The sequence below is a fragment of the Bradyrhizobium sp. CCBAU 051011 genome, from assembly GCF_009930815.1.
In the GTDB taxonomy this organism is placed as follows: Bacteria; Pseudomonadota; Alphaproteobacteria; order Rhizobiales; family Xanthobacteraceae; genus Bradyrhizobium.
Map to the genome: position 1 here is coordinate 4,742,133 of NZ_CP022222.1, position 25,611 is coordinate 4,767,743.

General features: G+C 62.5%; 22 protein-coding genes. 15 read left to right on the plus strand and 7 right to left on the minus strand.

Annotation, left to right across the window (positions count from 1 at the left end):
* The first annotated feature begins 141 nt into the window (after positions 1-141).
* Positions 142-1,221, plus strand: a complete 1,080-nt coding sequence (locus ACH79_RS22215; RefSeq protein WP_161852905.1) for a tartrate dehydrogenase — start codon at positions 142-144, stop codon at positions 1,219-1,221.
* A gap of 203 nt (positions 1,222-1,424) precedes the next feature.
* On the opposite strand, the gene ACH79_RS22220 is transcribed toward ACH79_RS22215, so the two are convergent.
* From ACH79_RS22220 to ACH79_RS22235, 5 genes are all read right to left on the minus strand, one after another.
* Positions 1,425-2,066, minus strand: coding sequence for a suppressor of fused domain protein (locus ACH79_RS22220; RefSeq protein ID WP_161852906.1), 642 nt, complete (start codon positions 2,064-2,066; stop codon positions 1,425-1,427).
* Positions 2,067-2,275: 209 nt separating this feature from the next.
* The gene (locus ACH79_RS43080; protein WP_202639365.1) at positions 2,276-2,725 is read right to left on the minus strand and encodes a hypothetical protein; all 450 of its coding nucleotides are present in this window, start codon (positions 2,723-2,725) and stop codon (positions 2,276-2,278) included.
* Between the two features lie 128 nt (positions 2,726-2,853).
* Complete coding sequence (locus ACH79_RS22225; protein ID WP_161852907.1) at positions 2,854-3,768, minus strand: NAD(P)-dependent oxidoreductase; 915 nt, start codon at positions 3,766-3,768, stop codon at positions 2,854-2,856.
* A gap of 29 nt (positions 3,769-3,797) precedes the next feature.
* On the minus strand, positions 3,798-5,048 hold the full coding sequence (locus tag ACH79_RS22230) for a Zn-dependent hydrolase (protein WP_161852908.1): 1,251 nt from the start codon (positions 5,046-5,048) through the stop codon (positions 3,798-3,800).
* Positions 5,049-5,100: 52 nt separating this feature from the next.
* Entirely contained in the window at positions 5,101-6,018 is a 918-nt protein-coding gene (locus ACH79_RS22235; RefSeq protein ID WP_161852909.1) for a LysR family transcriptional regulator, read from the minus strand.
* Between the two features lie 120 nt (positions 6,019-6,138).
* Here ACH79_RS22235 and ACH79_RS22240 point away from each other — a divergent pair, with 120 nt between their 5' ends.
* From ACH79_RS22240 to ACH79_RS22265, 6 genes are all read left to right on the plus strand, one after another.
* Positions 6,139-6,960, plus strand: a complete 822-nt coding sequence (locus tag ACH79_RS22240; RefSeq protein WP_161852910.1) for a putative hydro-lyase — start codon at positions 6,139-6,141, stop codon at positions 6,958-6,960.
* Positions 6,961-7,041: 81 nt separating this feature from the next.
* Entirely contained in the window at positions 7,042-8,286 is a 1,245-nt protein-coding gene (locus ACH79_RS22245; RefSeq protein WP_161852911.1) for an ABC transporter substrate-binding protein, read from the plus strand.
* 203 nt (positions 8,287-8,489) lie between these two features.
* Positions 8,490-9,368, plus strand: a complete 879-nt coding sequence (locus ACH79_RS22250; RefSeq protein WP_057863375.1) for a branched-chain amino acid ABC transporter permease — start codon at positions 8,490-8,492, stop codon at positions 9,366-9,368.
* On the plus strand, positions 9,368-10,375 hold the full coding sequence (locus ACH79_RS22255) for a branched-chain amino acid ABC transporter permease (RefSeq protein WP_161852912.1): 1,008 nt from the start codon (positions 9,368-9,370) through the stop codon (positions 10,373-10,375). Before ACH79_RS22250 ends, ACH79_RS22255 begins: the two co-directional genes overlap by 1 nt.
* Complete coding sequence (locus tag ACH79_RS22260; RefSeq protein ID WP_161852913.1) at positions 10,372-11,106, plus strand: ABC transporter ATP-binding protein; 735 nt, start codon at positions 10,372-10,374, stop codon at positions 11,104-11,106. Before ACH79_RS22255 ends, ACH79_RS22260 begins: the two co-directional genes overlap by 4 nt.
* Positions 11,090-11,794, plus strand: a complete 705-nt coding sequence (locus ACH79_RS22265; protein WP_161852914.1) for an ABC transporter ATP-binding protein — start codon at positions 11,090-11,092, stop codon at positions 11,792-11,794. The genes ACH79_RS22260 and ACH79_RS22265 overlap by 17 nt, the downstream gene beginning before the upstream one ends.
* Positions 11,795-12,021: 227 nt before the next feature.
* Here ACH79_RS22265 and ACH79_RS22270 read toward each other — a convergent pair whose 3' ends face one another.
* Positions 12,022-12,420 carry a hypothetical protein gene (locus ACH79_RS22270; RefSeq protein ID WP_161852915.1) on the minus strand — a complete coding sequence of 133 codons (399 nt, stop codon included), beginning with the start codon at positions 12,418-12,420 and terminating at the stop codon, positions 12,022-12,024.
* Positions 12,421-12,442: 22 nt separating this feature from the next.
* Entirely contained in the window at positions 12,443-13,108 is a 666-nt protein-coding gene (locus ACH79_RS22275) for an aldolase (protein ID WP_161852916.1), read from the minus strand.
* A gap of 108 nt (positions 13,109-13,216) precedes the next feature.
* Here ACH79_RS22275 and ltnD point away from each other — a divergent pair, with 108 nt between their 5' ends.
* From ltnD to ACH79_RS22315, 8 genes are all read left to right on the plus strand, one after another.
* Positions 13,217-14,131 carry an L-threonate dehydrogenase gene (ltnD, locus tag ACH79_RS22280; RefSeq protein ID WP_161852917.1) on the plus strand — a complete coding sequence of 305 codons (915 nt, stop codon included), beginning with the start codon at positions 13,217-13,219 and terminating at the stop codon, positions 14,129-14,131.
* Positions 14,132-14,154: 23 nt separating this feature from the next.
* Positions 14,155-14,937, plus strand: a complete 783-nt coding sequence (gene otnI / locus ACH79_RS22285) for a 2-oxo-tetronate isomerase (protein WP_161852918.1) — start codon at positions 14,155-14,157, stop codon at positions 14,935-14,937.
* Positions 14,934-16,211 (plus strand): 3-oxo-tetronate kinase, encoded by a 1,278-nt coding sequence (gene otnK, locus ACH79_RS22290; protein ID WP_161852919.1) that lies wholly within the window; start codon positions 14,934-14,936, stop codon positions 16,209-16,211. Before otnI ends, otnK begins: the two co-directional genes overlap by 4 nt.
* A gap of 174 nt (positions 16,212-16,385) precedes the next feature.
* Complete coding sequence (locus ACH79_RS22295) at positions 16,386-18,077, plus strand: methyl-accepting chemotaxis protein (RefSeq protein ID WP_161852920.1); 1,692 nt, start codon at positions 16,386-16,388, stop codon at positions 18,075-18,077.
* Positions 18,078-18,325: 248 nt separating this feature from the next.
* Complete coding sequence (locus ACH79_RS22300) at positions 18,326-20,353, plus strand: methyl-accepting chemotaxis protein (RefSeq protein WP_161856494.1); 2,028 nt, start codon at positions 18,326-18,328, stop codon at positions 20,351-20,353.
* Between the two features lie 249 nt (positions 20,354-20,602).
* On the plus strand, positions 20,603-22,306 hold the full coding sequence (locus tag ACH79_RS22305) for a methyl-accepting chemotaxis protein (protein WP_161852921.1): 1,704 nt from the start codon (positions 20,603-20,605) through the stop codon (positions 22,304-22,306).
* Between the two features lie 140 nt (positions 22,307-22,446).
* A complete protein-coding gene (locus ACH79_RS22310) occupies positions 22,447-24,147 on the plus strand; it encodes a methyl-accepting chemotaxis protein (protein ID WP_161852922.1) in 1,701 nt (566 codons plus the stop codon).
* A 288-nt stretch (positions 24,148-24,435) separates the two neighbouring features.
* On the plus strand, positions 24,436-25,437 hold the full coding sequence (locus ACH79_RS22315; protein ID WP_161852923.1) for a helix-turn-helix domain-containing protein: 1,002 nt from the start codon (positions 24,436-24,438) through the stop codon (positions 25,435-25,437).
* Positions 25,438-25,611 lie beyond the last annotated feature (174 nt).

Genomic DNA, 25,611 nt, shown 5'->3' on the forward strand with positions numbered 1-25,611 from the left:
AGGCCACAAATTGTTAGGCTTGGGGCGCCATGACGGTCAACATTGCAGTGCAGCGTTGCGCAAGCGGCAGGTTTGGTCCATTGCATGGCAACCAAATAAGCGGCATTAGCCGGCTCAGCAAAGGTAACAAGGAAACTCTCGATGAGCAGCGCCAAGAAACAATATCGGGTCGCGGTCATTCCCGGCGACGGCATCGGCAAGGAAGTGATGCCGGAGGGGCTGCGCGTGCTGGAGGCGGCAGGGAAAAAGCACGGGATCTCCGTGCAATTCGATCATTTCGATTTCGCCTCCTGGGACTATTACGAGAAGCACGGCGAGATGATGCCGGAGGATTGGAAGGCGCAGATCGGCAAGCATGACGCGATCTATTTCGGCGCAGTCGGCTGGCCCGCGAAAATCCCGGATCACGTCTCCCTGTGGGGCTCGCTGATCAAGTTCCGTCGCGAGTTTGACCAGTACGTCAATTTGCGCCCCGTGCGGCTGATGCCCGGCGTGCCGTCGCCGCTCGCCAACCGCAAGCCCGGCGATATCGATTTCTGGGTGGTGCGCGAGAATACCGAGGGCGAATATTCCTCCGTCGGCGGCCGCATGTTCCCAGATACCGACCGCGAATTCGTCACGCAACAGACGGTGATGACGCGGACCGGCGTCGACCGCATCCTGAAATTCGCGTTTGAGCTCGCGCAGTCGCGGCCGAAGAAGCATTTGACTTCGGCGACCAAGTCCAACGGCATCTCGATCACGATGCCCTATTGGGACGAGCGCGTGGAGGCGATGGCGAAGAAGTATCCGGGCGTGAAGTGGGACAAGTACCATATCGACATCCTCACCGCGAATTTCGTGCTGCATCCGGACTGGTTCGACGTCGTGGTCGGCTCCAACCTGTTCGGCGACATCCTCTCCGATCTCGGGCCGGCCTGCACCGGCACCATCGGCATCGCGCCGTCGGGCAACATCAACCCGGAAGGCAATTTTCCGTCCGTGTTCGAGCCGGTGCATGGCTCGGCGCCCGATATCGCGGGGCAGGGGATCGCCAATCCGATCGGCATGATCTGGTCCGGCGCGATGATGATGGAGCATCTCGGCGAGAAAGACGCCGCAGAATCCATCGTCGGCGCCATCGAGCGCACCCTCGGCGAACGTACGCTCCGCACACGCGATCTCGGCGGCAATGCAGATACCACGGCGTGCGGCAAGGCGGTGGCGGAGATGGTGGATTAGGACTCCTCGTCATTGCGAGGAGCGAAGCGACGAAGCAATCCATCTCTCGGAAAGCGGCGAAATGGATTGCTTCGCTCCGCTCGCAATGACGGAAGACCCGTAGGGTGGGCAAAGCAAAGCGTGCCCACCATTCATCGTGCGATTTGAGACATATGGTGGGCACGGCGCTAATGCGCCTTTGCCTACCCTACGCGTCGTGAAAACTAAACATACGATTTTCGCGACGGATCGAAGATCGGCGGGTAATCGTTCTCGTCGAGCAGATCCAAAAACGCGTCGAGGCCTTCGTTCTTGATCAGCGCGTATTCGCGGTCGGAGATCAGGTTGACGGTCAGGATTTCCACCGGGTCCCCCGCGATCGAAAGCTGCTCCGCGATGCGTTGATCAGGGGCGATGATCGGCGTGAGGAACAGGAAGGTCTTGAAGTCCGTACACCGGACAGGCGGCGCCGGCATGGGCACACGGTGCCCGAACCCGAACCAGGTGTTGTCGATGAACGGCACCGAAGCGAGCCAGCGCAGGTTGCTGCAAATCTCCGTCGTTCCTTCGCGGACGTACCACATCAGCTCGGCGCATGCCTTTGCCTCCTTGGCTTGATCCGGTACGGCCATGCGCTGCTCGCTCATGCCGTTGGTCAGAAGAACGTAGCCTTCATCCGAACCCTCTTCGCAATCCGGCACAAAATCCCGGCCGAAGGCGTGAACGTCGATACGACGGTCGCCGGGATCGCGGGAGGTGAATTCGGGTTCGTCGAGTTCGCCTTGGTAGATGGCCAGCCGCCGCTCAAAGGAATTCGCAGTATCTGCCCCTCGATTGAACAGCGGTATCTTGAAACGTGACAGCATGCAAACCCCGGGATGGCCTGAGCGAGCAGGGCGGCCTCTTACCAGGCCGCGCCCTGTTGTCGTGCGATCGCGCGGACCGGTTCAAAACGGCCGGGACGGCGCGGCTATTTTTCCTCCATCGTCCGGCCATGCCGGGTTTCGCGACCAAGGGCCAGTCGCTCAGCGATCCATCTCACATCATCGTTCCTGATGACCATCTGGCTCTGGATTCATTGCTTCTGCGCCGAGTTAAGCAGGCTATCGATCCATCTGCGATGAAAGCGCTCCTGTTGCTCGACTGTAGCTGGAACAACCGTTTCATCAGCTTCAAAGATGCTGACAATATCCTGTCGTGAAGCCGGGAAGCCGATGCGCATCTTGTAAGCGAGAACCGCTGGCCCCATCGATCTCTGCATTCCGGAGGGATAAACATCCTCGCTGGCGCCAAAGCAATAGAGCAATGCACCGGTCTTTTCCAGCTCCTGCCGGAGTTGCTTCAACGCTTCAAAGAAGTCCACTCCGGACTTGACCGTTCTTACTTCAGTGCCCTGTTCGAGGGAAATTCGATAGATCTCTTTACCTTCCGCGTAGACTTCGTCTGCAGTTAGTCTGGCAGGCACACGCGATCCATCGGCGAGAACGACAGTGATGCCGCCGGCAAAATATCGTTCCGATTCCACCAGCGGCCTCCATGGCCAGGATTTCGAGTGAAGGCCCACTTATTTGAGTGAGCGTTTGATTTCAAGCGGAGCCCCGCCGAACCGTCCTTGATGTCGCGAAAGCGCCGCCATCGTTCAAAACGAACGGACTATTTCCCCTTCGCAATCCGCCGGCAATGCTCCCACGCCGCGCTCATCAAATTCTCGCTCGCCTCCGGCGTGCGGAACGCCGAATGCGCCGAGAGTGTCACGTTGTCGAGTTTCGTCAGCGGATGATCCGCCGGCAGCGGCTCGATGTTGAAGACGTCGAGGCCGGCATGGCGGATCTGGCCGGACTTCAGCGCGTCGATCATCGCCTCCTCATCGACGATGGCGCTGCGCGCCGTGTTGACGAGGATCACGCCGGGTTTCATCCCCTCGATGCAGGCGCGCGAGATCATGCCGCGCGTCTCGTCGTTCAGGAGCAGATGGATCGAGACCACGTCGCTCTCGGTCAGCACTTCATCGTAATCGAGGAACTCGACCTTGGGATATTTCTTCGGCGATCGGTTCCAGGCGATCACCCGCATGCCGGAGCCGAGCGCAATGCGCGCGACTTCGGCAGCAATGCCGCCGAAGCCGATCAGGCCGAGCGTCTTGCCGGTCAGTTGCATGCCATCGTCGCGCAGCCAGTTGCCGGCGCGGATGCCGCGGTCCATCTTTGCGAGGCCGCGCGCGCCTTCCCACATCAGCGCGATGGCGCATTCGGCCACCGCAGTATCACCATAGCCCTTGATCAGGTGCACATGGATGCCGGTCTCGGCGAGCTCTTCGGGATTCATGTAGCTGCGTGCGCCGGTGCCGAGAAAAACGACGTGCTTCAGTCCGGCGCACTTTTTTGCAACAGCAGTCGGCAGCGCCGTGTGATCGACGATGGCGATTTCGGCGCCGTCGAGGATCTCAGGATATTGCTCCGGGCTGATATCAGGATCGCGGTTGATCCGCACCTTGGGATCGCCGGGCTGTTCCAGTCGCTCGAAGATCACGGCGAGCGATTCATTGGCGTCGACAAAAACTCCGCGCATGGGCATTCCCCCCATTTCTTGTTTTGATATCAGGATGCGACGCCGGCCAGCGCCAGCACGGTATGCATCAGCACGTTGGCGCCCGCCGCGCAATCGGCCTGGGTGGCGTCTTCCAGTTCGTTGTGGCTGATGCCGTCCTTGCAGGGCACGAACACCATCGCTGTCGGCATCACGGTGTTGAGGTTGCAGGCATCGTGGCCGGCGCCGGAGGTGATGCGGCGATGGGAATAGCCGAGCATCTTTGCGGCACTCTCTACCGCATCCACCAGCTTGGGATCGAAATGCGTCGGCGGCTTGCGCCAGATCAGATCGAACTGGACCTCGACCTTGCGCCGTGCCGCGATCTCGGCAATTGCGGCGCGCAGATCCTTATCCAGCGCATCCATGATCGCGGCATCGGCGCTGCGGCAATCCACGGTGAAGGCGATCTCGCCAGGAATCACGTTGCGTGAGGGATTGGCGATCACGGCCTCGCCGATCGTGCCGACGGCCTTGGGACCATGCTTCTTTGCTATTGCTTCCATCGCCAGCACGATTTCCGACAGCGTCGCCAGCGCGTCGCGCCGCAGCGGCATCGGTGTCGAGCCGGCATGGCTCTCGAAGCCGGTGATCTTGCCATCGTACCACAGCACACCCTGGCCGGAATCGACCACGCCGATGGTCTTGTTCTCGGCCTCCAGGATCGGACCCTGTTCGATATGCAGTTCGACGAAGCCCGAGAATTTCTGCGTTCCTACCGGGCGATCGCCGCGATAGCCGATGCTGTCGAGCGCCTGCGCCACGGTGACGCCCTCGGCGTCCTTGCGTGACAAAATGTCATCAGTGGTGAAATCGCCGACATAGGCGGCGGACGCCATCATCGCCGGCGCAAACCGCGAGCCTTCCTCATTGGTCCAGTTGCAGATGCAGATCGGCATCTCGGTTTCGATCCCGGCATCGTTGAGTGTGCGCACCACTTCCAGCGCCGCCAGCGTGCCGAGCACGCCGTCATATTTGCCGCCGGTCGGCTGCGTATCGAGATGCGAGCCCAGTCCAATCGGAGCTCTCGACATATCCCGGCCCTTGCGCACGCCGAACATGGAGCCCAGCGTGTCGACATGTACCTCCAGCCCTGCGGCCTCGCAGGCGTTCCGGAACCAGTCGCGCACCTGCTTGTCCTCGGGCCCCAGCGTCAGCCGTCGCACACCGCCTTTCGGGGTGGCGCCGAATTTGGCGGTTTCGTGAATCGTGCCCCACAGCCGGGCGGAATCGATTTGCAGGTTGGATCCGATCTTGGTCATGCATTATTCCGGGATCAGGTGGGCAGGCGCTTGTTCATTCTTTCGATCATTTTCAATGACGCGCCTGCGGCGGCCCGTCAACAATGACGCCACCCCGCGCCAGATTTGCGGCAAGCTCGGCTACGCGTTCCACGGCGACGGTATCCGGCGAGGCCAGCCAGCTCGCCGAAAACGTCAGCTTTGGCAGTTGCACATCGGTCGACAGCAATTGCAGCCGTCCATCGGTCATTTCGCTTTCGACGATCGCGGTCGGAATCACGGCAATGCCGAGGCCTTCGATCGCCATGTGAATGACGGTCGCGATCGAGGCGCTGGCGTGCAGGCGCATCGGCGGCAGGTCCGGCCGGTTGAACAGCGAGCGCACCACCTCATAGGGCGGCGTCTTGCGCGGAAAGGTGATGATCGGAAATTTCGCCAGATCATGCACCGTCAACTGGCGGGTGCCGAGCCCGAGGGAGGGGCTGGCGAGGAAGCCGACGGGATAATCGCACAGCACGCGGTTGCTGACGCTCGGCGCCGTCAAGGGCCCGAGCAGGAAGGCGAGTTCGATCTCCTGCGCCAAAAGGCGCGTCCGCAGGTTCGAGGTGATGTCGACCTCGATTTCGAGCGAGAGGTTGGGATAGGCGTGGTTGACGCTCTTGATCAGTTGCGACAGCCAGGTGTGCACGATGGTTTCGGCGACGCCGAGCCGCAGCACGCCGCGCATCGCCGAGCGATCGCCGACGACAGCGAGCATTTCAGAGCGCAGCCCGATCAGCTTCTCGGCATAGACCATCAATTGCCGTCCGCTGGGCGTCGGCAACACCATGCGGCGGTCGCGCTGCAGCAGCCGCACGCCGACTTCGCGTTCGAGCTGGGCGATCCGCTGCGAGATCGCGGGCTGGGTGGTGTTGAGCTTCTGGGCCGCGCCGCGAAAGCTGCCGAGCGTCACTACCCACATGAAGGTCTCAATTGCCTTGAAATCAGTCATGCACCCTCTGCCCGCAGATCGATAATTCTGTTTTATTGAACTTGATTAGAAAAGACGATTAGACATTATCATAGCCATATGCGGGAGTAGATGTCGACAAGAATGGAAGCGGGGACAACGATGACCAGCTTGGCGAGGACGGAACGGCCCGGTCAGGATACGGCGGATTTATCGCCGAGTGTCGCGGCCCGTCATGCCTGCCGCAACGGTATGGCCCATCACACCGCGGGCGTTGCCAACGGTTTCGTCCAGGGCAACCTCGTAATCCTGCCGGAAAAACTCGCGGGCGCTTTTCACCGCTTCTGCCAGCTCAATCCCAAGCCGTGCCCGATCATCGGCATGTCCGACGTCGGTGACCCCCGCATTCCCGCGCTCGGCATCGACCTCGATATCCGCACCGACCTGCCGCGCTATCGCATCTGGCGCGACGGTGAAGTCGTGGAGGAGCCGACCGACATCATGGCGCATTGGCGCGATGATCTCGTTGCCTTCGTGCTCGGCTGCTCGTTCTCCTTCGAGGAAGCACTGCTGGAGGAAGGTCTGCCGATCCGCCATATCGAGCGCGATGTGCGCGTGCCGATGTACCGCACCAATATCGCCTGCAGCCCCGCGGGTCCCTTTGCCGGACCGATGGTGGTGACGATGCGGCCGTTCAAGCCGGCGAATGCGATCCGTGCGGTGCAGATCACTTCGCGTTTCCCCTCGGTGCATGGGGCGCCGGTTCATATCGGTCTCCCTGAGTCGATCGGCATCGCCGACCTCGCCAAGCCCGACTATGGCGATCCCGTGCCGGTCGAAGTGGACGAAATTCCGGTGTTCTGGGCGTGCGGCGTGACCCCGCAATCGGTCATCCAGGCCGCGAAGGTGCCGTTCGCGATCACGCATGCGCCCGGATTGATGCTCGTCACCGATCTCAGGAACAAATCGCTTGCCGTGCTTTGATGCAGTCCTGCTGCTCATAGAGGCTTTACCGTAACCTTCGCCCGTTTCATCGATAGTCGCCATCCAGCAAAGGATATCGTCATGAACATCACGCGCCGTAACGTACTGCTTGGAGCCACTGCTGCCGCAGCACTCGGATCTGTCGCGGCCCGCGCGCAGACGTCCGAAGTCGTGATCGGCGTGATCTATCCGTTCTCCGGCGCCAGCGCGCAGATGGGCGTCGATGCGCAGAAGTCGTTCGAGACCGCGCTCGACATCATCAACAAGAACCATGATTTCGATCTGCCGCTGGCGAAAGGCGAGGGCTTGCCCGGCCTCGGCGGCGCCAAGATCCGCCTCGTCTTCGCCGACCATCAGGCCGATCCGCAGAAGGGCCGCGCCGAGACCGAGCGCCTGATCACCCAGGAGAAGGTCTGCGCCGTGATCGGTACCTATCAGAGCGCGGTCGCCGTCACCGTCAGCCAGATCTGCGAGCGCTACCAGGTCCCGTTCATCTCGGCGGATAATTCCTCGCCGAGCCTGCACAAGCGCGGCCTCAAATTCTATTTCCGCGCCGCTCCGCATGACGAGATGTTCTCGGCTGCGATGTTCAACTTCTTCGATGCGATGAAGAAGAAGGGCACCAAGATCGACACGCTGTCGCTGTTCCACGAAGACACCATCTTCGGCACCGACTCCGCCAACACCCAGCTCAAGCTGGCCTCCGAGCGCGGCTACAAGGTCATCTCCGATATCAAGTACCGCTCCAACTCGCCGTCATTGTCCGCTGAGGTACAACAGCTCAAGACGGCGAATGCCGACGTCTTGATGCCCTCGAGTTACACCACCGACGGCATCCTGCTGGTGAAAACCATGGCCGAGCTCGGCTACAAGCCGAACGCGATCGTGGCGCAGAACGCCGGCTTCTCCGAAAAAGCGCTGTACGACGCTGTCGGCGACAAGCTCGAAGGCGTGATCTCGCGCGGCAGCTTCTCGCTCGACCTCGCCGCCAAGCGGCCGATGGTCGGCAAGATCAACGCCATGTTCAAGGAGAAGTCGGGCAAGGACTTCAACGACCTCACCTCGCGCCAGTTCATGGGGCTCTTGGTGATGGCGGACGCCATCAACCGCGCCAAATCGACCGACGGCGAAAAGATCCGCGAGGCGCTGGTCGCGACCGACATTCCGGGCGAGCAGACCATCATGCCCTGGAAGCGCGTCAAGTTCGACGAGCTCGGCCAGAACAACGACGCCGACCCGGTGCTGCTGCAATATATCGGCGGCAAGTTCGTCACCATCTTCCCGCCGCAGGCCGCCATCGCCGAAGCCGTCTGGCCGATGAAATAAGCCGACAACGCGGGGGCGGGGGATATGACTAACACAAGGAATTTCGCCCGCTCCGTCATTGCCTGCGACAAACGCGAAGCGTTTGCGCAAGGGAGCGTAGCGACGAAGCCATCGATCGTGTCGCACGAGGAAAGAATGGATTGCTTCGCTGCGCTCGCAATGACGAACGTCGAGAGTAAGGCCTCCGGGCTGGAGCGACTTTCATGACAGCCGATGCCATCATCCAAAGCCTCGCCAGCGGGCTCCTCATGGGCCTGCTCTATGGCCTGATCGCCGTCGGCCTCGCGCTGATCTTCGGCCTCATGGACGTCGTGAACTTCGCCCATGGCGAGTTCCTGATGATCGCGATGTACGCGACGTTCTTCCTGTTCGTGTTCTTCGCAATCGATCCCTTGCTTTCGGCACCGCTGGTCGCAGCCGCCCTGTTCGTGTTCGGGGCCGTGGTCTATCTGTTGATCGTGCGCTTTGCCGTCCGCGCGAAAGCCAATGCCGGCATGGTGCAGATCTTCTCGACCTTTGGTTTGGCCATCGTCATGCGTGGCCTGACGCAATATTTCTTCACGCCGGATTATCGCAGCGTCACCCATTCATGGCTTGGCGGCAAGACGGTGTCGGTGGCCGGCATATTCCTGCCCGTGCCGCAACTGGTCGGCGCGCTGGTCGCGATCGCGGCATTCGGCGGGCTCTATCTCTTCATCAACCGCACCGATTTCGGCCGCGCACTGGAAGCGACCCGCGAGGACGCCGGCGCGGTGGCGCTGGTCGGCATCGACAAGAACAAGGTGTTCGCGCTGGGGTGGGGCCTCGGCGCGGCGCTGGTGGGCCTCGCCGGCGCGATCATGGCGATCTTCTTCTACATCTATCCCGATGTCGGCGCTTCCTTTGCGCTGATCGCCTATGTGACGGTGGCGCTCGGCGGTTTCGGCAGTGTGTTCGGCGCCTTCGCCGGCGGCATCATCGTCGGCCTCGTCGAAGCCACGACCGCCATGTTGCTGCCGCCGTCGCTGAAAGCGGTCGGAATCTACGCCGTCTATCTCCTTGTCGTCTTTGTCCGCCCGCGCGGCCTGTTCGGATCGATGTGATGGATACCGCTTTCGCAGAACGCCGCCGCCGCGACCTCATCGTCGCCTTTGTCCTCGCCGCGATCGCGGCCACAGTCCCGCTGTTCGTCAAGGACACCTACGTCCAGAACATGATGGTGATGACGCTGATGTGGGGCGCGCTGTCGCAAAGCTGGAACATCCTTTCCGGCTATTGCGGCCAGATCTCGCTCGGCCATGCGCTCTATTTCGGGCTGGGCGCCTATACCACCGCGCTGCTGTTCACCAAGTTCGGCGTGCTGCCATGGTTCGGCATGCTCGGCGGCGGCGTGATCTCCGCGCTGATTGCGATGGCGCTCGGCTATCCCTGCTTCCGGCTGCGCGGACATTACTTCGTCATCGCCACCATCGTCATTGCCGAGATCGGGCTGCTGCTGTTTCACAACTGGGACTGGGCTGGTGCGGCGATGGGCATCGAAATCCCGGCGCGTGGCGATAGCTGGCTGAAATTCCAGTTCCCGCGCAGCAAGCTGCCGTATTTCTACTTTGCGCTGGCGCTGGCCTGCGTCGCCTGGTTCGTCACCTGGTGGCTGGAGGATTCCAAATGGGGCTACTGGTGGCGCGCGGTGAAGGACAATCCGGAAGCCGCCGAAAGCCTCGGCGTGGTCGTATTCAATTCCAAGATGGGCGCGGCGGCGGTATCGGCATTCCTGGTCGCAGTCGGCGGCAGCTTCTACGCGCAGTACGTCTTCTATATCGACCCTGAAAGCGTGATGGGCTTTCAGTTCTCGCTGCTGATGGCGCTGCCCGCGGTGCTCGGCGGCATCGGCACGCTGTGGGGGCCGATGCTGGGCGCGGTCATCCTGATCCCGCTCACCGAATTAACGCGCTCCTATGTCGGCGGCTCCGGAAAAGGTATCGACCTGATCGTCTATGGCGGCCTGATCATAGCGATCTCGCTGGCGCGGCCGCAGGGGCTGATCGGCCTGTTCTCGTTCAAACACTTCGCCGGACTGTTCTCGTCCAAGCGCAAGGAGGCTGTCCGATGACGACGCCTCTTCTGGAAACCCGCGGCGTCTGGCAGCGCTTTGGCGGCCTGATCGCCAACAGTGACGTCTCGATTTCGGTCGGCCGCGGCGAGATCGTCGGGTTGATCGGTCCGAACGGCGCGGGGAAGTCGACGCTGTTCAACCTGATCGCGGGCGTGCTGCCGCCGACCCAAGGCTCGATCATCTTCGACGGCGAGGACGTCACCGCATTGCCGGCCGCCGAGCGCTGCCAGCGCGGCGTCGGCCGCACCTTCCAGGTCGTGAAAAGTTTCGAGACCATGACCGTCATTGACAACGTCATCGTCGGCGCGCTGGTCCGCACCACCGTGATGCGCGATGCCCGCCGCAAGGCGCATCAGGTGTTGGAATTCTGCGGCCTTGGTCCGCGCGCCAACGTGCTGGCGAGCGACCTGGTGCCCTCCGAAAAGCGCCGGCTCGAAGTGGCGCGGGCGCTGGCGACCGAGCCGAAGCTCCTTCTGCTCGACGAGGTGCTCACCGGGCTGACACCGGTCGAGGCCAAGACCGGCGTCGAGCTGGTGCGCAAGGTGCGCGACACCGGCGTCACCGTGCTGATGGTCGAGCACGTCATGGAAATCGTGATGCCGCTGGTCGACCGCGCCATCGTGCTCGATCTCGGCAAGGTGCTGGTCGAGGGCAAGCCCGCCGACGTCGTCCGCGATCCGAAAGTCATCACCGCCTATCTGGGAGACCGTCATGCTGTCGGTGCATGAAGTCACCACCGCCTATCAGGGCCTGGTCGCGATCTCGGCGGTCTCGATCGAAGTGGCAAAGGGCGAGGTCGTGTGCGTCGCCGGCGCCAACGGCGCCGGCAAGTCGACGCTGTTGAAATCGATCGCCGGCGCGGAACGTCCGCGCTCCGGCACCGTGTCGTTCGACGGCACCCGCATCGACGGCATGGCGCAGCACGTCATCACCTCGCGCGGCATCGCCTATGTGCCGGAAAACCGCCGGCTGTTTCCGCGCCTGTCGGTGCGCGACAATTTAAGGCTCGGCAGCTATCTCTATCGCGGCGAGGCCGACCGCGAAGCGCCGCTCGATCTCGTGTTCAAGCTGTTCCCGCGCCTGCAAGAGCGGCTGGAGCAGCGCGCCGAAACGCTTTCCGGCGGCGAGCAGCAGATGCTCGCCATCGGCCGCGCCCTGATGACGCGCCCGCGGCTGCTGATGCTCGACGAGCCGTCGCAGGGCATCATGCCAAAACTGGTCGACGAAATCTTCCAGGCGGTGAAACGCATCCGCGACGCCGGCATGACCGTGCTGATCGTCGAGCAGCGGATGTCGGAGTGCTTGGAGATCGCCGACCGCGCCTACATCCTGCAGACCGGCCGCGTGCTGATGCAGGGCAGCGCGGCCGAGATCAGCGTCAATCCGGATGTGCGAAAGGCGTATCTGGGATTGTGACTCGTAGCCCGGATGGAGCGCAGCGAAATCCGGGGAAACAACGAACGCTGGCCCCGGATTGCGCTGCGCTCCATCCGGGCTACGACTGCAGCGCGTTATGGTGTTTCCGTATTTCGCTTTGCCTGTGATGCGGCCATCAACATCTGTTCCACGATCCCTTCAAACTCGCTCTTGGCGATCGGGTCCGTCTTGGCAAACTCATCATATGGCTCATTGGTTTTGGGCCACTAATGATAATGGCGCCTCGCTTTATCAAGGACACGAGCCGCCGCTTCGACCTCGGCGTCCCTAGGTCGCGCCAATTCTGGGAGTTCATGCCCGTGTTCGCGCCTATGCTCCGGCGCACTTGCCGCGGATACCCCAAAAATGCACCACTTCGGAAAATCTCCCGAAAATTCAAAGAAATCATCAAAGTATTTTAGCCCCAGATCGGATAGACGCCGAACCAAGACCTCAAGCGCCTCCGCGCCGAAATGCGGGCCGAACGAAGCGATTTCAGCATTGCTATCGAATGGCGAGGAGTTCTCGAGCGCAATCAGCAACTTCTCGAAAGAGATTCCTTGCTCATTCAATGAGGCAAGACGGACTACTATGCCAAACTCACGAGTAACTCGAACGCAGTCCATCCTTGACCTCTAGGGAGTCCGCTTATTTGTGATTGTGTGAATGCTCCGGCAGCACCAGCCCAAACACCTTGGTCAAATCCATCACTTGCTCCGGCGACAGATACCGCGGATTCAGCCCGCGCAGCAGCAGATAGAGTTTCGCCGTCTCTTCCAGTTCCTCAATCGCGTAAACGGCCGCCTCCAGCGTGTCGCCGGACACCACCGGCCCATGATTGGCTAGCAGCACGGACGAGTATTTGCCGGCCAGCCCCTTGATGGCGTCGGCTACTGCCCGGTCGCCGGGTCGATAATAGGGCACAAGCGCGGTCTGTCCGCATTTCATCAGATAATAGGGCGTCATCGGCGGCAGCGCGGCGTGGGGGTCGATCTCGGGCAGCATCGACAACGCCACCGAGTGGGTCGAATGCAGATGCACCACAGCGCGTGCGGCGCTGCGGGTCTGGTAGAGCGCGGTGTGCAGCGGCACTTCCTTGGTCGGCGCATCGCCGGAAACCAGCTTTCCGTCGGGCCCAAGCCGCGACATCCGCGCCGGGTCGAGCGACCCGAGCGAGGCATTGGTGGGCGTCACCAGCCAGCCGCCATCGTCGAGTTTCACGCTGATGTTGCCCGAGGAGCCCGGCGTCAGCCCGCGCTCGAACAGCGAACGGCCGAGGCGGCAGATTTCCTCGCGTAACTTGGTTTCGCTCATGTCAGTATTCCGGCGTCATCCCTTTTTTATCTTGTCCCACGCTTTGGCAGCGCGGCCAAGCCGTGATACCCAGAGGCAAAGCCGCAAGAAAGCTCGAGGAACCGCCGCATGCCAGAATCCGCCAAACCAAGTGTCACCGTCATCGGGCTGGGTTCGATGGGCTATGGCATGGCGACATCGCTGCGCCGCGCCGGGCTCGAAGTGACCGGCTGCGACGTCTCGGCGGATACCGTGGGGCGGTTCGTGGCCGACGGCGGCAAGGGCGCCGGCACGCCGGCGGAAGCCGCGAAATCGGCCGATATAGTCGTCAGCGTCGTCGTCAACGCCGCCCAGACCGAGACCATTTTGTTTGGCGCGAATGGCGTCGCGGAAACGCTGGCGAAAGGCGCGGTATTCATTTCCTCCGCCACGATGGATCCCGACGTCGCACGGGGGCTCGCCAAACAGTTGGAAGCGACCGGCCGTCACTACCTCGACGCGCCGATTTCTGGTGGCGCGCAGCGCGCGGCGCAGGGCGAACTCACCATTCTGGCGTCGGGCAGTCCGACCGCCTTCGCCAAGGCACGCCCGGCGCTGGATGCGATGGCGGCAAAACTCTACGAACTCGGCGACGACGCCGGTCAAGGCGCCGCCTTCAAGATGATCAACCAGTTGCTCGCCGGCGTGCATATCGCCGCCGCCTCGGAGGCGATCGCGTTCGCCGCCAAGCAGGGGCTTGATATCCGTAAGGTCTATGAGGTGATCACGGCGTCCGCCGGCAATTCCTGGATGTTCGAGAACCGCATGCCGCATGTGCTCGATGGCGATTATGCGCCGCGCAGCGCGGTGGATATTTTCGTGAAAGACCTCGGCATCATCCAGGATATGGCGCGCTCGCAGAAATTCCCGGTGCCGGTTTCCGCCGCAGCCTTGCAGATGTTCCTGATGACGTCGGCCGCCGGCATGGGCCGCGACGACGATGCTTCAGTGGCGCGGATGTACGCGAAGGTCACCGGCACGCATCTGCCGGGCGAGCCGAAATAGCAAGATCAAGAAGGGGACGCTCGATGCCGCGTTTTGCCGCCAATCTCTCCATGATGTTCACCGAAGTTCCATTCCTCGATCGCTTCGACGCTGCGGCGAAAGCCGGCTTCACCGCGGTCGAATACCTGTTTCCCTACGATCATCCGGCGGAGGCCGTGGGCGATCGCCTGAAAAAGAACGGCCTGACGCAAGCGCTGTTCAATCTGCCGCCGGGCAATTGGGACGCCGGCGAAAAAGGTTTTGCTGCGCTACCGGAGCGTTTCGACGATCTCAAGCGAAGCCTTGAGACGGCGCTTCCTTACGCGAAGGCGACCGGCGTCAGGCGTCTGCATCTGATGGCAGGTATCGCCAACCGAAGCGAATCGAAAGCCGTAGAGCAGTTCTATAAGTCGGTGACGTGGGCCGCGGAATTCTTTGCGCCCCACAGCCTCGACGTCGTGATCGAGCCGATCAATGCCCGCAACGTGCCGGGCTACTTTCTCAACGACTTTACTTTTGCTCGCGACCTGATCACGGAGCTGAAGATCGCGAACCTGAAACTGCAGTTCGACATCTATCATTGCCAGATCATCCACGGCGACGTCACCATGCGGCTGCGCGAAATGATGCCGATCACCGGCCATGTCCAGATCGCCAGCATTCCCTCGCGCAACGAGCCAGACGGCGAAGAGCTGAACTATCCGTTCCTGTTCACCGAACTCGACCGTCTCGGCTATGGCGGCTTCGTCGGCTGCGAATACAACCCGCGCGGCAAGACCGTCGATGGTCTCGGCTGGTTCAAGCCCTATGCCGGAGCAAAATCGTGAAACTGTCTCTGGGCTGCATCGCCGACGACTACACCGGCGCCTCCGATCTCGCCAACACGCTCACCCGTCAGGGCCTGCGCACGGTGCAGACCATCGGCGTGCCGCCGGACGATCTGGCGCTGCCCGAGGTCGACGCGGTCGTGGTCTCGCTCAAGAGCCGCTCGATCGAGGCTGATGTCGCAGTAGACCGTTCGCGCGCCGCGGAAAAATGGCTGCGCGGCCGCGGCGCCGGCCATGTGCTGTTCAAGATCTGCTCGACCTTCGATTCCACAGACGCCGGCAATATCGGCCCTGTCATGGACGCGCTGCGCACGGATTCCGGCGATGCGATCGTGTTGGTGACGCCGGCCTTTCCGGAGACCGGACGCACCGTCTATCAGGGTAACCTGTTCGTCGGTTCCGTGCCGCTGAACGAAAGCCCGCTGAAGGACCATCCACTCAACCCGATGCACGATTCCAATCTGGTGCGGGTGCTGGCGCGGCAGAGCAAGACCAAGGTCGGCCTGGTCGATCTCGCCACGCTGTCGCGCGGCGCGGAGCCGGTTCGCGGGCGTCTCGCCGATTTGGCGGGCAAGGGGATTGGCGCGGCCATCATCGACGCAGTCTTTGATCGCGATCTGGAAACGATCGGCGCCGTCGCGCTGGATCACCGCTTGTCGGTAGGTGCATCCGGCATTGGCCTCGGCCTCGCCCGGGCGCTGGTTGCCTCCGGCAAGGTCAAGGCGGCTGCCGCGGGCGCGGTATCAGGCGCGCCGGTCGGCGGACCGGCGGCGTGCCTTGCGGGGAGCTGCTCGCAGGCGACGCTGGCGCAGATTGCCAACGCTGAAAAGACGATGCCCGTCCTGCATCTCGATCCCGAGCAGATCATCGCCGGCCCCGCCGAAGCCCGCCGCGCGCTGGCCTGGGCGAGCGACCGAATCACTGACGGCCCGATCCTGATCGCCAGCAGCTCGACGCCGGATCAGGTTTCAGCTCTGCAATCCCGGCATGGCCGCGATGCAGCCGGGCATGCCATCGAGCAGGCGATGGCCGATATCGCCGAAGGCCTGGTGCGCTCAGGCGTGCGGCGCCTGGTGGTCGCCGGTGGTGAAACCTCAGGCGCCGTGGTCGATCGCCTGCGCATTCCCGGCTTCCTCGTAGGCGAAGAAATCGCTGCAGGAGTGCCGGTTTTAAGCGCCGTTGGCACCGACAGGGGCGGAATGTTGCTTGCCCTCAAGTCGGGCAATTTCGGCGGGCCCGCGTTTTTTTCCGATGCGCTGAACCTGATGCGCTGACCGCTTCGCCAGCGTTCATTGCCCGGCAGGGTCCGCCGGCGTCGGTATCTCTTGTCAACGCGCGTTAACTCAACCTGAGGACGCATCGGGTTTGATGTGCGCAAGGCGTCCCCCGTGTTCCCGCCTTGCCGCCATCCGGCGTGCTCCCCGCGCGCAAAACCAAGAGATTCAGCCATGCTTGCCAGGTATTCCATCCGCACCAAGATCATCGCCGTGGTGGCGTTCCTGCTCGTCGCGATGATGGGCATGGGTCTGCTCGCTGTCCGCAACATGCGGGCCATCAATGCCAACACGGTCGACATCGCAACCAGCTGGCTGCCGAGCATCCGCGTGCTGGGCGACCTGCGCGCCGGCGTCATCACCTATCGCAACGTGATCCGCGAACACATGCTGTCCGAGACGCTGGAAGAAAAACTGGCGACGGAAAAGACGCTGGCTGCCGTCATCGAGGCCAACAACAAGATCCGCGCAGCCTATGAGCCCCTGATTATGTCGGCGGAAGAGCGCACGCTGTATAATGAGTGGGCGCAGCTCTGGGACAAATACCGCAGAGGCACCCAGGAAGTCATGGAGCTGTCCCGCAATGCGGTCGGCCAGATTCCCACCGAGGCCAACGACCTGAATGCAACAACCGTGAACAAGATCGGGCTTCAGGCCGATGCCGTTCTGAAGAAGAGTATCGACCTCAACAACGCGGGCAGCGACAAGGCGGCACAGGAAGCGGCCGACAGCTATGCTTCCGCCTTGATCATGCTGGCCGCGATCCTCTGCGCCGCCGTGCTCATCGGCATCGCCGTCAGCTATTACCTGGTTCGCGACGTATCGAGCGGCATCGCTTCCATCGTCATGCCGATGCAGGCGCTGGGCAATGGAGATCTGAGCGCCGACGTGCCGCATCAGGGCGAGAAGACCGAAATCGGTGCGATGGCCGACACCTTGCAGGTGTTCAAGCAAGCGCTGATCGCCAAGAAGACCGCCGACGAGGCCGCTGCCGCCGACGCCGAAGCCAAGATCGAGCGTGGCCGGCGGGTCGACAGCATTACCCGCAATTTCGAAAGCGTGATCGGAGAGATCGTGCAGACGGTATCATCGGCGTCAACACAGCTCGAGGCGTCCGCCGGCACGCTGTCTGCGACCGCCGAGCGGTCGCAGACGCTGACATCGACCGTAGCTTCAGCCTCCGGAGAAGCCTCCGCCAACGTGCAGTCGGTGGCGTCGGCGACCGAGGAGCTTTCTTCCTCGGTGACCGAGATCGGCCGTCAGGTGCAGGAATCGGCGCGGATGGCGACGGACGCGGTCGGCCAGGCCCGCGTTACCAACGACCGGGTCAGCGAATTGTCCAAGGCAGCGGGCCGGATCGGCGACGTGGTCGAACTCATCAACACCATCGCCGGTCAGACCAATTTGCTCGCGCTCAACGCCACCATCGAGGCGGCGCGCGCCGGCGATGCCGGCCGCGGCTTTGCGGTCGTGGCGTCGGAAGTCAAGGCGCTCGCCGAACAGACGGCAAAGGCCACCGGCGAAATCAGCCAGCAGATTACCGGCATTCAGGGCGCGACCCAGGAGTCCGTGAGCGCGATCAAGGAAATCAGCGGCACCATCGAAAGGCTGGCGGAGATCTCCTCGGCGATCGCGGCCGCCGTGGAAGAACAGGGCGCCGCGACCCAGGAAATCTCCCGCAACGTGCAACAGGCGGCGCGGGGCACCCAGCAGGTTTCCAGCAATATCACCGATGTGCAGCGCGGCGCCAGCGAGACCGGCGCAGCCTCGTCCCAGGTGCTCTCGGCGGCGCAGTCGCTGTCGGGCGATAGCAACCGTCTCCGGCTCGAGGTCGGCAAGTTTCTGGAGTCGGTCCGGGCAGCCTGACAACCGGCCGGCGGCAGACGAAGGGCCTGGCTCCCGGCAAGGGGGCCGGGCCTTTTCGCGCAAGGCGCGAAGTCGGTGGCGTTGCAACCCAGCTGGACATTCCGTAGTTGCACGCAAGCGGAAATTAACCGGTCCCCGGTACGCTGCCCCGGCGTCTCCGGGATTCGCGCGCGAGGTTGCCGGTTCTTTTGCGCCGCAAATTCCGCCTCCGGAAAAATGCTTCAGAAGAATTTGGGGTCGTCGACATGATCAAGCTCAACCGTATCGGAAACAAACTGGGCTTGGCCGGGGCTGTCGGCGTCCTGCTGGCGATCGGCATGGTGGCCAACCAGATGGTCACCGAAACGAAAATCGAGGAAGCCGGCGATCGCGCAACCCGATCGCAGCAGGTGGCAAACAATGCGCTCGCCGCGCATATCGACCTGCGCAAGATTCAGCTTGACGCCGGCGACGTTCGAATGGCGAGAACGCCTGCGCAAGTCGAAAGGGCCCTTGCCGATCTGCAGCGCCACAAGGCGAGCGCGGTGAAGGAGCTGGAGGCTGCGCTGGCAACGGCCCAGCGGCCGGAAGCCAAGGAACAGCTCCAGAAGACCAAGGCCTTGATGGAAGGTTTTGCCGCAGCGGTGGAAGATCTCGCGAAGGCGCAGACGACGCTGCTGGCGCAGATCGACAAGCGCTCGGTCATCTCTGAGGAGTGGAACAAGGCGGTCGATACCCAGATGAAGTTGCCGGCCATGCAAAAGCTGGACAACCGCCTCGAGATCGAGCGTTTGCTGTTTCAGGCCGATGGCAAGGTGAACGCGCTGCGAGCTGGTGCCTGGAAGCTCGGCGCCACCGGCGATGCCAATTTGGTCACGGAGATGGCAAAGACCGAAGCCTCGCTCAAGGACATTTTCAACAAGCTGCGTGGCGAAGCCGATGACCGGGATCTGCTGGTTGTGGTCAGCAACCTTTCCTCGATCGTGAAGCGCTTCCTCGCCGCCAATGAGGAGGCCGTCAGGACCGAGCAGTCGAAGAGCGAAATCATCGCCAACCGCACCGTCAAGGCCGCTGCTGACGTCGCCGATCTGATGGAAGCGACGGTGGCTGGCGCGCAGAAGGATGCCAAGATCTCGAAGGATGAGGTCATGGCCGATACCGAGCGTGCCAACCAGATCAACCTGATCATGGCAATCGTCGTCGTCGCGTCGCTGATCGCCTCCGTGGTGTTCTCCTTCCTCGGCGTCGCCCGTCCGATGACGCGCCTGAACGGTGCGCTGGGCGAGATGGCCGGCGGCAATCTCGACGTCGAAATTCCCGGCGCCGGCCGCGGCGACGAAATCGGCGACCTCGCCAAGACCGTGACCGTCATCCGCGAGAACGCCGAGCAGAAGGCGCGCGAGGAAGCCGAAGCCAAGGTCCAGCAGGACCTGGCCGCGGCGCAGCGGCGCAAGGCCGAAATGATCAAGCTCGCCGACGATTTCGAAGGCGCGATCGGTAACATCGTGGAGACCGTGTCTTCGGCCTCGACCGACCTCGAAAACGCCGCCGGCACGCTGACGACGACCGCCGAACGCGCCCAGGAACTGACCACGATGGTGGCGGCGGCGTCCGAGGAAGCCTCAACCAATGTGCAGTCGGTGGCTTCCTCCACCGAAGAGATGGCGTCGTCGATCACCGAGATCGGCCGTCAGGTTCAGGAATCGGCGCGGATGGCCAACGAGGCCGTCGATCAGGCCCGCACCACCAATAGCCGCGTCAGCGAATTGTCGAAGGCCGCTGCTCGCATCGGCGCGGTGGTCGAACTCATCAACACCATCGCCGAGCAGACCAATCTGCTGGCGCTCAACGCCACCATCGAGGCGGCGCGCGCCGGCGACGCCGGTCGCGGTTTTGCTGTCGTGGCATCTGAGGTAAAGGCGTTGGCCGAGCAGACCTCGAAGGCGACCGGCGAGATTGGTCAGCAGATCAGCGGCATCCAGGCCGCGACGGAAGAGTCGGTCGGGGCAATCCAGGCGATCAGCTCTACCATCGAGAAGCTGTCGGAGATTTCCTCGACCATTGCAGCCGCCGTGGAAGAGCAGGGTGCCGCAACCCAGGAAATCTCCCGCAACGTGCAGCAGGCCGCCCGAGGCACCCAGCAGGTCTCCGCCAACATCACCGACGTGCAGCGGGGCGCCGGCGAAACCGGTTCGGCCTCATCGCAGGTGCTCTCAGCCGCGCAGTCGCTGTCGTCCGACTCCGGCCGTCTCAAGCGCGAGGTCGGCAAATTCCTCGGCTCGGTGCGCGCCGCCTGATCCCTCCATCGTCAGGAAAATTCAAGGCCCGGCCCTCGCGGCCGGGCTTTTCTTTTCGAGGGCGGGCGCCGGCTCGCTCAAACTTCTTCGTGTCGCCAGCAACAACCGGAACAAATCGATATTGGCTTCGGTAATTGCGCTTGCAAGCTCCGTAAAGTTACGGAGCGTCAACTTTACATTGGATAAAGAGCCGCCGCTTAAACCCTTTGTACAGGCTTTTTGAATGCCGCTGACAAAGAGGTCCCCCCGATGTTTCTGGCGAATTTCCGTGTGCTCACGAAAGTATTGGCAATCATTTGTGTGCTGTCGCTGATCACGGGAATCATGGCTTGGCTCGGGATCAGTTCGCTACATTCGGTGAGCGAAAAGTCGAATACCATGGCGCGATCGGCGGAACGAGCCTTGCTGGCTACCCGCGCCAACAACAATGTGGTGACAATGAACCGCGCCGAGTTTCGCAGCGCCCTTGATCCTCGCGATGAAAACAGGTTGTCTGCACGCGCCTCGATTGATGAACAGCTCAAGCAGCTCGAGGAGCGCCTTGCCGAAGTGAGCAAGACCACTGACGAGAAGACGCAGGCGCTGCTGCCGGCCGTCAGGTCGGCGCTTTCCGCCTATCAGTCGCAACTGAAGCAGACGCTTCAGTCGGTCGACGCCGCCAAATCCGTGGAGGTGACGCAGTCAGCGGCAGCATTGCGGGATGCGACGATGAAGAGCCGCGCTGCGGCAGAGGAGCTGCAGCTCGCTATCCGCGCAGTGGCGACCAGGCTTGACCAGCGGGTCATGGAAAACAACAAGGCCGCGGAAGAGGAATATGCCTCGGCGTCGCGGCTGCTTGTCATCCTCGCGGTCGGAAGCGTGGTGTTCGGTCTCGGGTTCGGCTTCGCGGTCGGTCAGTACGGCATTGCCAAGCCGATCCGGGCGGTCGTCGAGTTGCTGCAGCAGCTTGCCGGCGGCAAATACGACATCGGCATTTCTGGCACGGAGCGCGCCGACGAGGTCGGCGACGTTGCCAAGACCGCCCTGGTGTTCAAGGAAAATGGTCTCGCCCGGATCCGCATGGAGCGTGAGCAGAAGGAAGCGGAAGTCCGCGCTGCCGCACAACGCCGCGCCGACATGGTTCAGCTCGCCGACGGTTTCGAGCGGGCCGTAGGCGAGATCGTCGAAACCGTGTCGTCGGCCTCGACCGAACTCGAAGCCTCCGCCGTCACGCTGACATCGACCGCCGAGCGCTCGCAGGAACTGACCACCGTGGTGGCGGAGGCTTCGGAAGAAGCTTCGACCAACGTGCAGTCGGTCGCCTCCGCCACCGAAGAGCTCTCCTCTTCGGTAAATGAGATCAGCCGCCAGGTTCAGGAATCGGCGCGGATGGCGAGCGAGGCCGTCGGCCAGGCCCGTCAAACCAACGATCGCGTCGGCGAATTGTCGAAGGCGGCTGCTCGCATCGGCGACGTCGTCGAACTCATCAACACCATCGCCGGCCAGACCAATCTTCTGGCGCTCAACGCGACCATCGAGGCGGCGCGTGCCGGCGAGGCCGGCCGCGGTTTTGCGGTCGTGGCGTCTGAAGTGAAGGCGCTCGCGGAACAGACGGCGAAAGCCACCGGCGAGATAGGTCAGCAGATTTCCAGCATTCAGGCCGCGACCCAGGAGTCCGTCGGCGCGATCAGGGAGATCACCGGCACCATCGAAAGGCTGTCGGAAATCTCCTCGACCATTGCCGCGGCAGTGGAAGAGCAGGGCGCGGCGACGCAGGAAATCTCCCGCAATGTGCAGCAAGCCGCTCACGGCACCCAGCAGGTCTCGTCCAACATCACTGACGTGCAGCGCGGCGCCAGCGAGACTGGCTCGGCCTCTTCGCAGGTGCTTTCGGCAGCGCAATCGCTGTCGACGGACTCGAACCGCCTCAAGCTCGAAGTCGGCAAGTTCCTCAATTCAGTGCGGGCGGCCTGAGGCCGCCTGACCGCGCAGCGCCCCGGTTAATAAAACACCGTATATCTACTGATTACAAAATTAACGGGTAGAAAGCGGCTAACCTATACGATTCCGTGCAATGGGGCGGACGACCTTCGTCGTCGCGTGGAGATTCAAGCATGTTTGCAATAATACGTCGGGCCAGGATGACGGTTGGCCGAAAGATCTATGCCCTCATCTGCCTCGGTTTCGTCGGGCTCGTGGGCATCGCCTTCCTCGACTCGCGGGAAATGGCGTCGAGCCTCAATCAGCAGAAGCAGATCGAGCTGCGGCACCTCGGCGACCTCGCGCTCGGCATCATCAAGGAAGAGCACGCCGCGGTACAGAAGGGTGGCGTTTCGGACGCGGACGCGCAGAAGCGGGCGATGGCGCGGATCGGCGCGCTCCGCTACGGCAACAACGACTATTACTGGATCAACGACATGCATCCGAAGATGGTGATGCATCCGATCAAGCCGGAGATGAACGGCAATGATCTGTCGGCCTTCAAGGACCCGAATGGCAAAATGCTGTTCGTCGATTTCGTCAATACCGTCAAAAAAGCAGGCTCCGGCTTCGTTCCCTATGAATGGCCCAAGCCCGGTTTCGACAAGCCGCAACCGAAGCTGTCCTATGTGGTCGGCTTCGCGCCATGGAACTGGGTCGTCGGCACCGGAGTGTATATCGACGACCTGACGGCGCAGACTTGGGCTTCGACCCAACGCTCCCTGATCGTGGCGGGTGTGATCCTGCTGTTTACGCTCGTGGTGTCGGTCTTCGTGGCGCGGAGCGTCACCGCTCCGCTGCAGCGAATGACCGTTGCGATGAACGATCTCGCCAGCGGCAACCTTGGCGTCGAGGTGCCCGGTGTCGGACGCAGCGACGAGATCGGCGAGATGGCCAAGGCGGTGCAGGTGTTCAAGAGCAATGCCGTCGCCCAAAAGACGCTGGAGGCCGAACAGCGCGAGGCCGAGACCCGTACGGCGACAAGCCGCAAGGCGGACATGATTAAGATGGCCGACGATTTCGAGGCCGCGGTCGGCCGCATCGTTGAGACCGTGTCGTCGGCGTCCAGCCAGCTCGAGGTTTCGGCGGGCACGCTCACGGCGACCGCGGAACGCGCGCAGGAACTCGCGACCACCGTCGCGGCGGCTTCCGAGGAAGCTTCGACCAATGTGCAGTCGGTGGCGTCGGCCACCGAGGAGATGGCGTCGTCCGTTACCGAGATCAGCCGCCAGGTCCAGGAATCGGCGCGGATGGCCAATGACGCCGTGGACCAGGCGCGCGTCACCAATGACCGCGTCAGCGAACTGTCGAAGGCGGCAACCCGCATCGGCGACGTCGTCGAGTTGATTAACACCATCGCGGGCCAGACCAACCTGTTGGCGCTCAATGCCACCATCGAGGCGGCGCGCGCCGGAGAGGCCGGCCGCGGCTTCGCCGTCGTGGCCTCCGAGGTCAAGGCATTGGCCGAGCAGACCGCGAAAGCCACCGGCGAGATCGGGCAACAGATCACCGGCATTCAGGCCGCCACCCAGGAGTCCGTGAACGCCATCCAGGCGATCAGCGGCACGATTGAAAAACTGTCGGAGATCTCGTCGACGATCGCGGCCGCCGTGGAAGAGCAGGGCGCCGCGACACAGGAAATCTCCCGCAACGTGCAGCAGGCGGCGACGGGTACCCAGCAGGTGTCGTCCAACATTACCGACGTGCAGCGCGGCGCCAGCGAAACCGGATCGGCGTCCTCGCAGGTGCTTGCAGCGGCGCAATCGCTCTCGGGCGATTCCAACCGCCTCAAGCTCGAGGTCGGCCGCTTCCTAGACTCGGTGCGGGCGGCCTGAGTTCGTCCTGATTGCTCGGTCCGAAGCCGGTTTCTCATGCCGGCTTCGCGACCGCAGACGCTTCGAATCGGAAACGCGAACTGCCAAGCAGCCGGCTTTTGGCTGCAAGAGAAGCAGGAGACATCCCTAGATCGTGAAATTGCGATTGCGGCAGGCGCCGACCAATCGCTCTGAGCGAAACTGGGGCCAATTGTTGCGGGCGAACTTCCGTAATCGGGAAAAAGTGGTAAGACGCAAAGGCATCGTGACGATTTGATGTCAAAAGGTCTGGTGCCAGAAGATCTGCCAATGATCGCTACCGATGGCTCGGATGACCGCCGCGTGTCGTTGCTTGATGAACTAGTTGAGTCTGAGTTCGTAAAGGTTTGCCGGTCTCTGGACGTCGATCGTTTTCAGAGCATCGAAGGACTGGGCGATGCCAAAAGCATTCCGATCGACACCAAGGACTTCGCCGCCGCGTTTGCCTCGTTGAAGCTGAAGTCCTGTTCGGTCTATCTGCAGCGGACGTTCCCGCGAATCCTGCAGATGCATTATTCCACCACCGGCGCGATCCTCGGCTTCACGATGGACGATGCGGCTTCGGTGATCATCAACGGCGTTGAAGCCCGCGCGCCGTCCGTGCTCCTGGTCAAGGGTACCGCGACGTGTGAGATCGTGGAGCAGCAGGCCAATCTGGTCGCGCTTGTGAATTTCGCTTCCATCGACGACCGCGACTGGCCGGGCGATGCCGATAGCGCTCAATTGATCGCGACGCAGCCGGACAAATGCGAAACGCTGCGGGCGACGGTTCGCGATGCCCTGACGCTCGCTTCGCATTCGCCCAATACTTTCGCACAGCCGAACGTGATCGAGCACGTGGAAGAATCGCTCCTGCAGGCCGTCGATCTGGCGATGGCTGCGGCATCGCCCACACCCGAAGCCAAGCGCCTGAGTCTTAGCCACTATCTGGCGCTGGTTCGGAAGCTCGACGAGTTCGTGGCCGACAGCATCGGCAAGACGTTGTACAGCGCCGACGTGGCGCGGCAACTCGGGGTCTCGGTACGGACGCTGCATAATGCCGTGGTTGCGATTCGCGGCATGAGTATGCATCGCTACATGCGGCTGCGGCGGCTGTGGAATGTGCGGCAACAACTGGTGCACGGAACTCCGCCGCAATCGATCAAGGCGGTCGCGCTCACGAATGGCTTCTGGCACATGGGCGAGTTCACCGCGTTGTACCGCGAACTGTTCGGCGAAACGCCGCAGCAGACGTTGTCGGCGGCACGCAAGCAGACGGATGACCCATCATGACGGCGATAAAGCGTGCCGCGCTTCCGTAATACTACGAGTTCCCGGACCGTGCCGCTTTAGATGCTGGTTAACCATCGCATGGAATCCTTGCGCGTATGAGTGCCGCTCTGTGGTGATGCCGCCACAGGAGCCCCTTCGTCCGCCACGAACCAGCTCGTCCAATTCTCTGGCCCG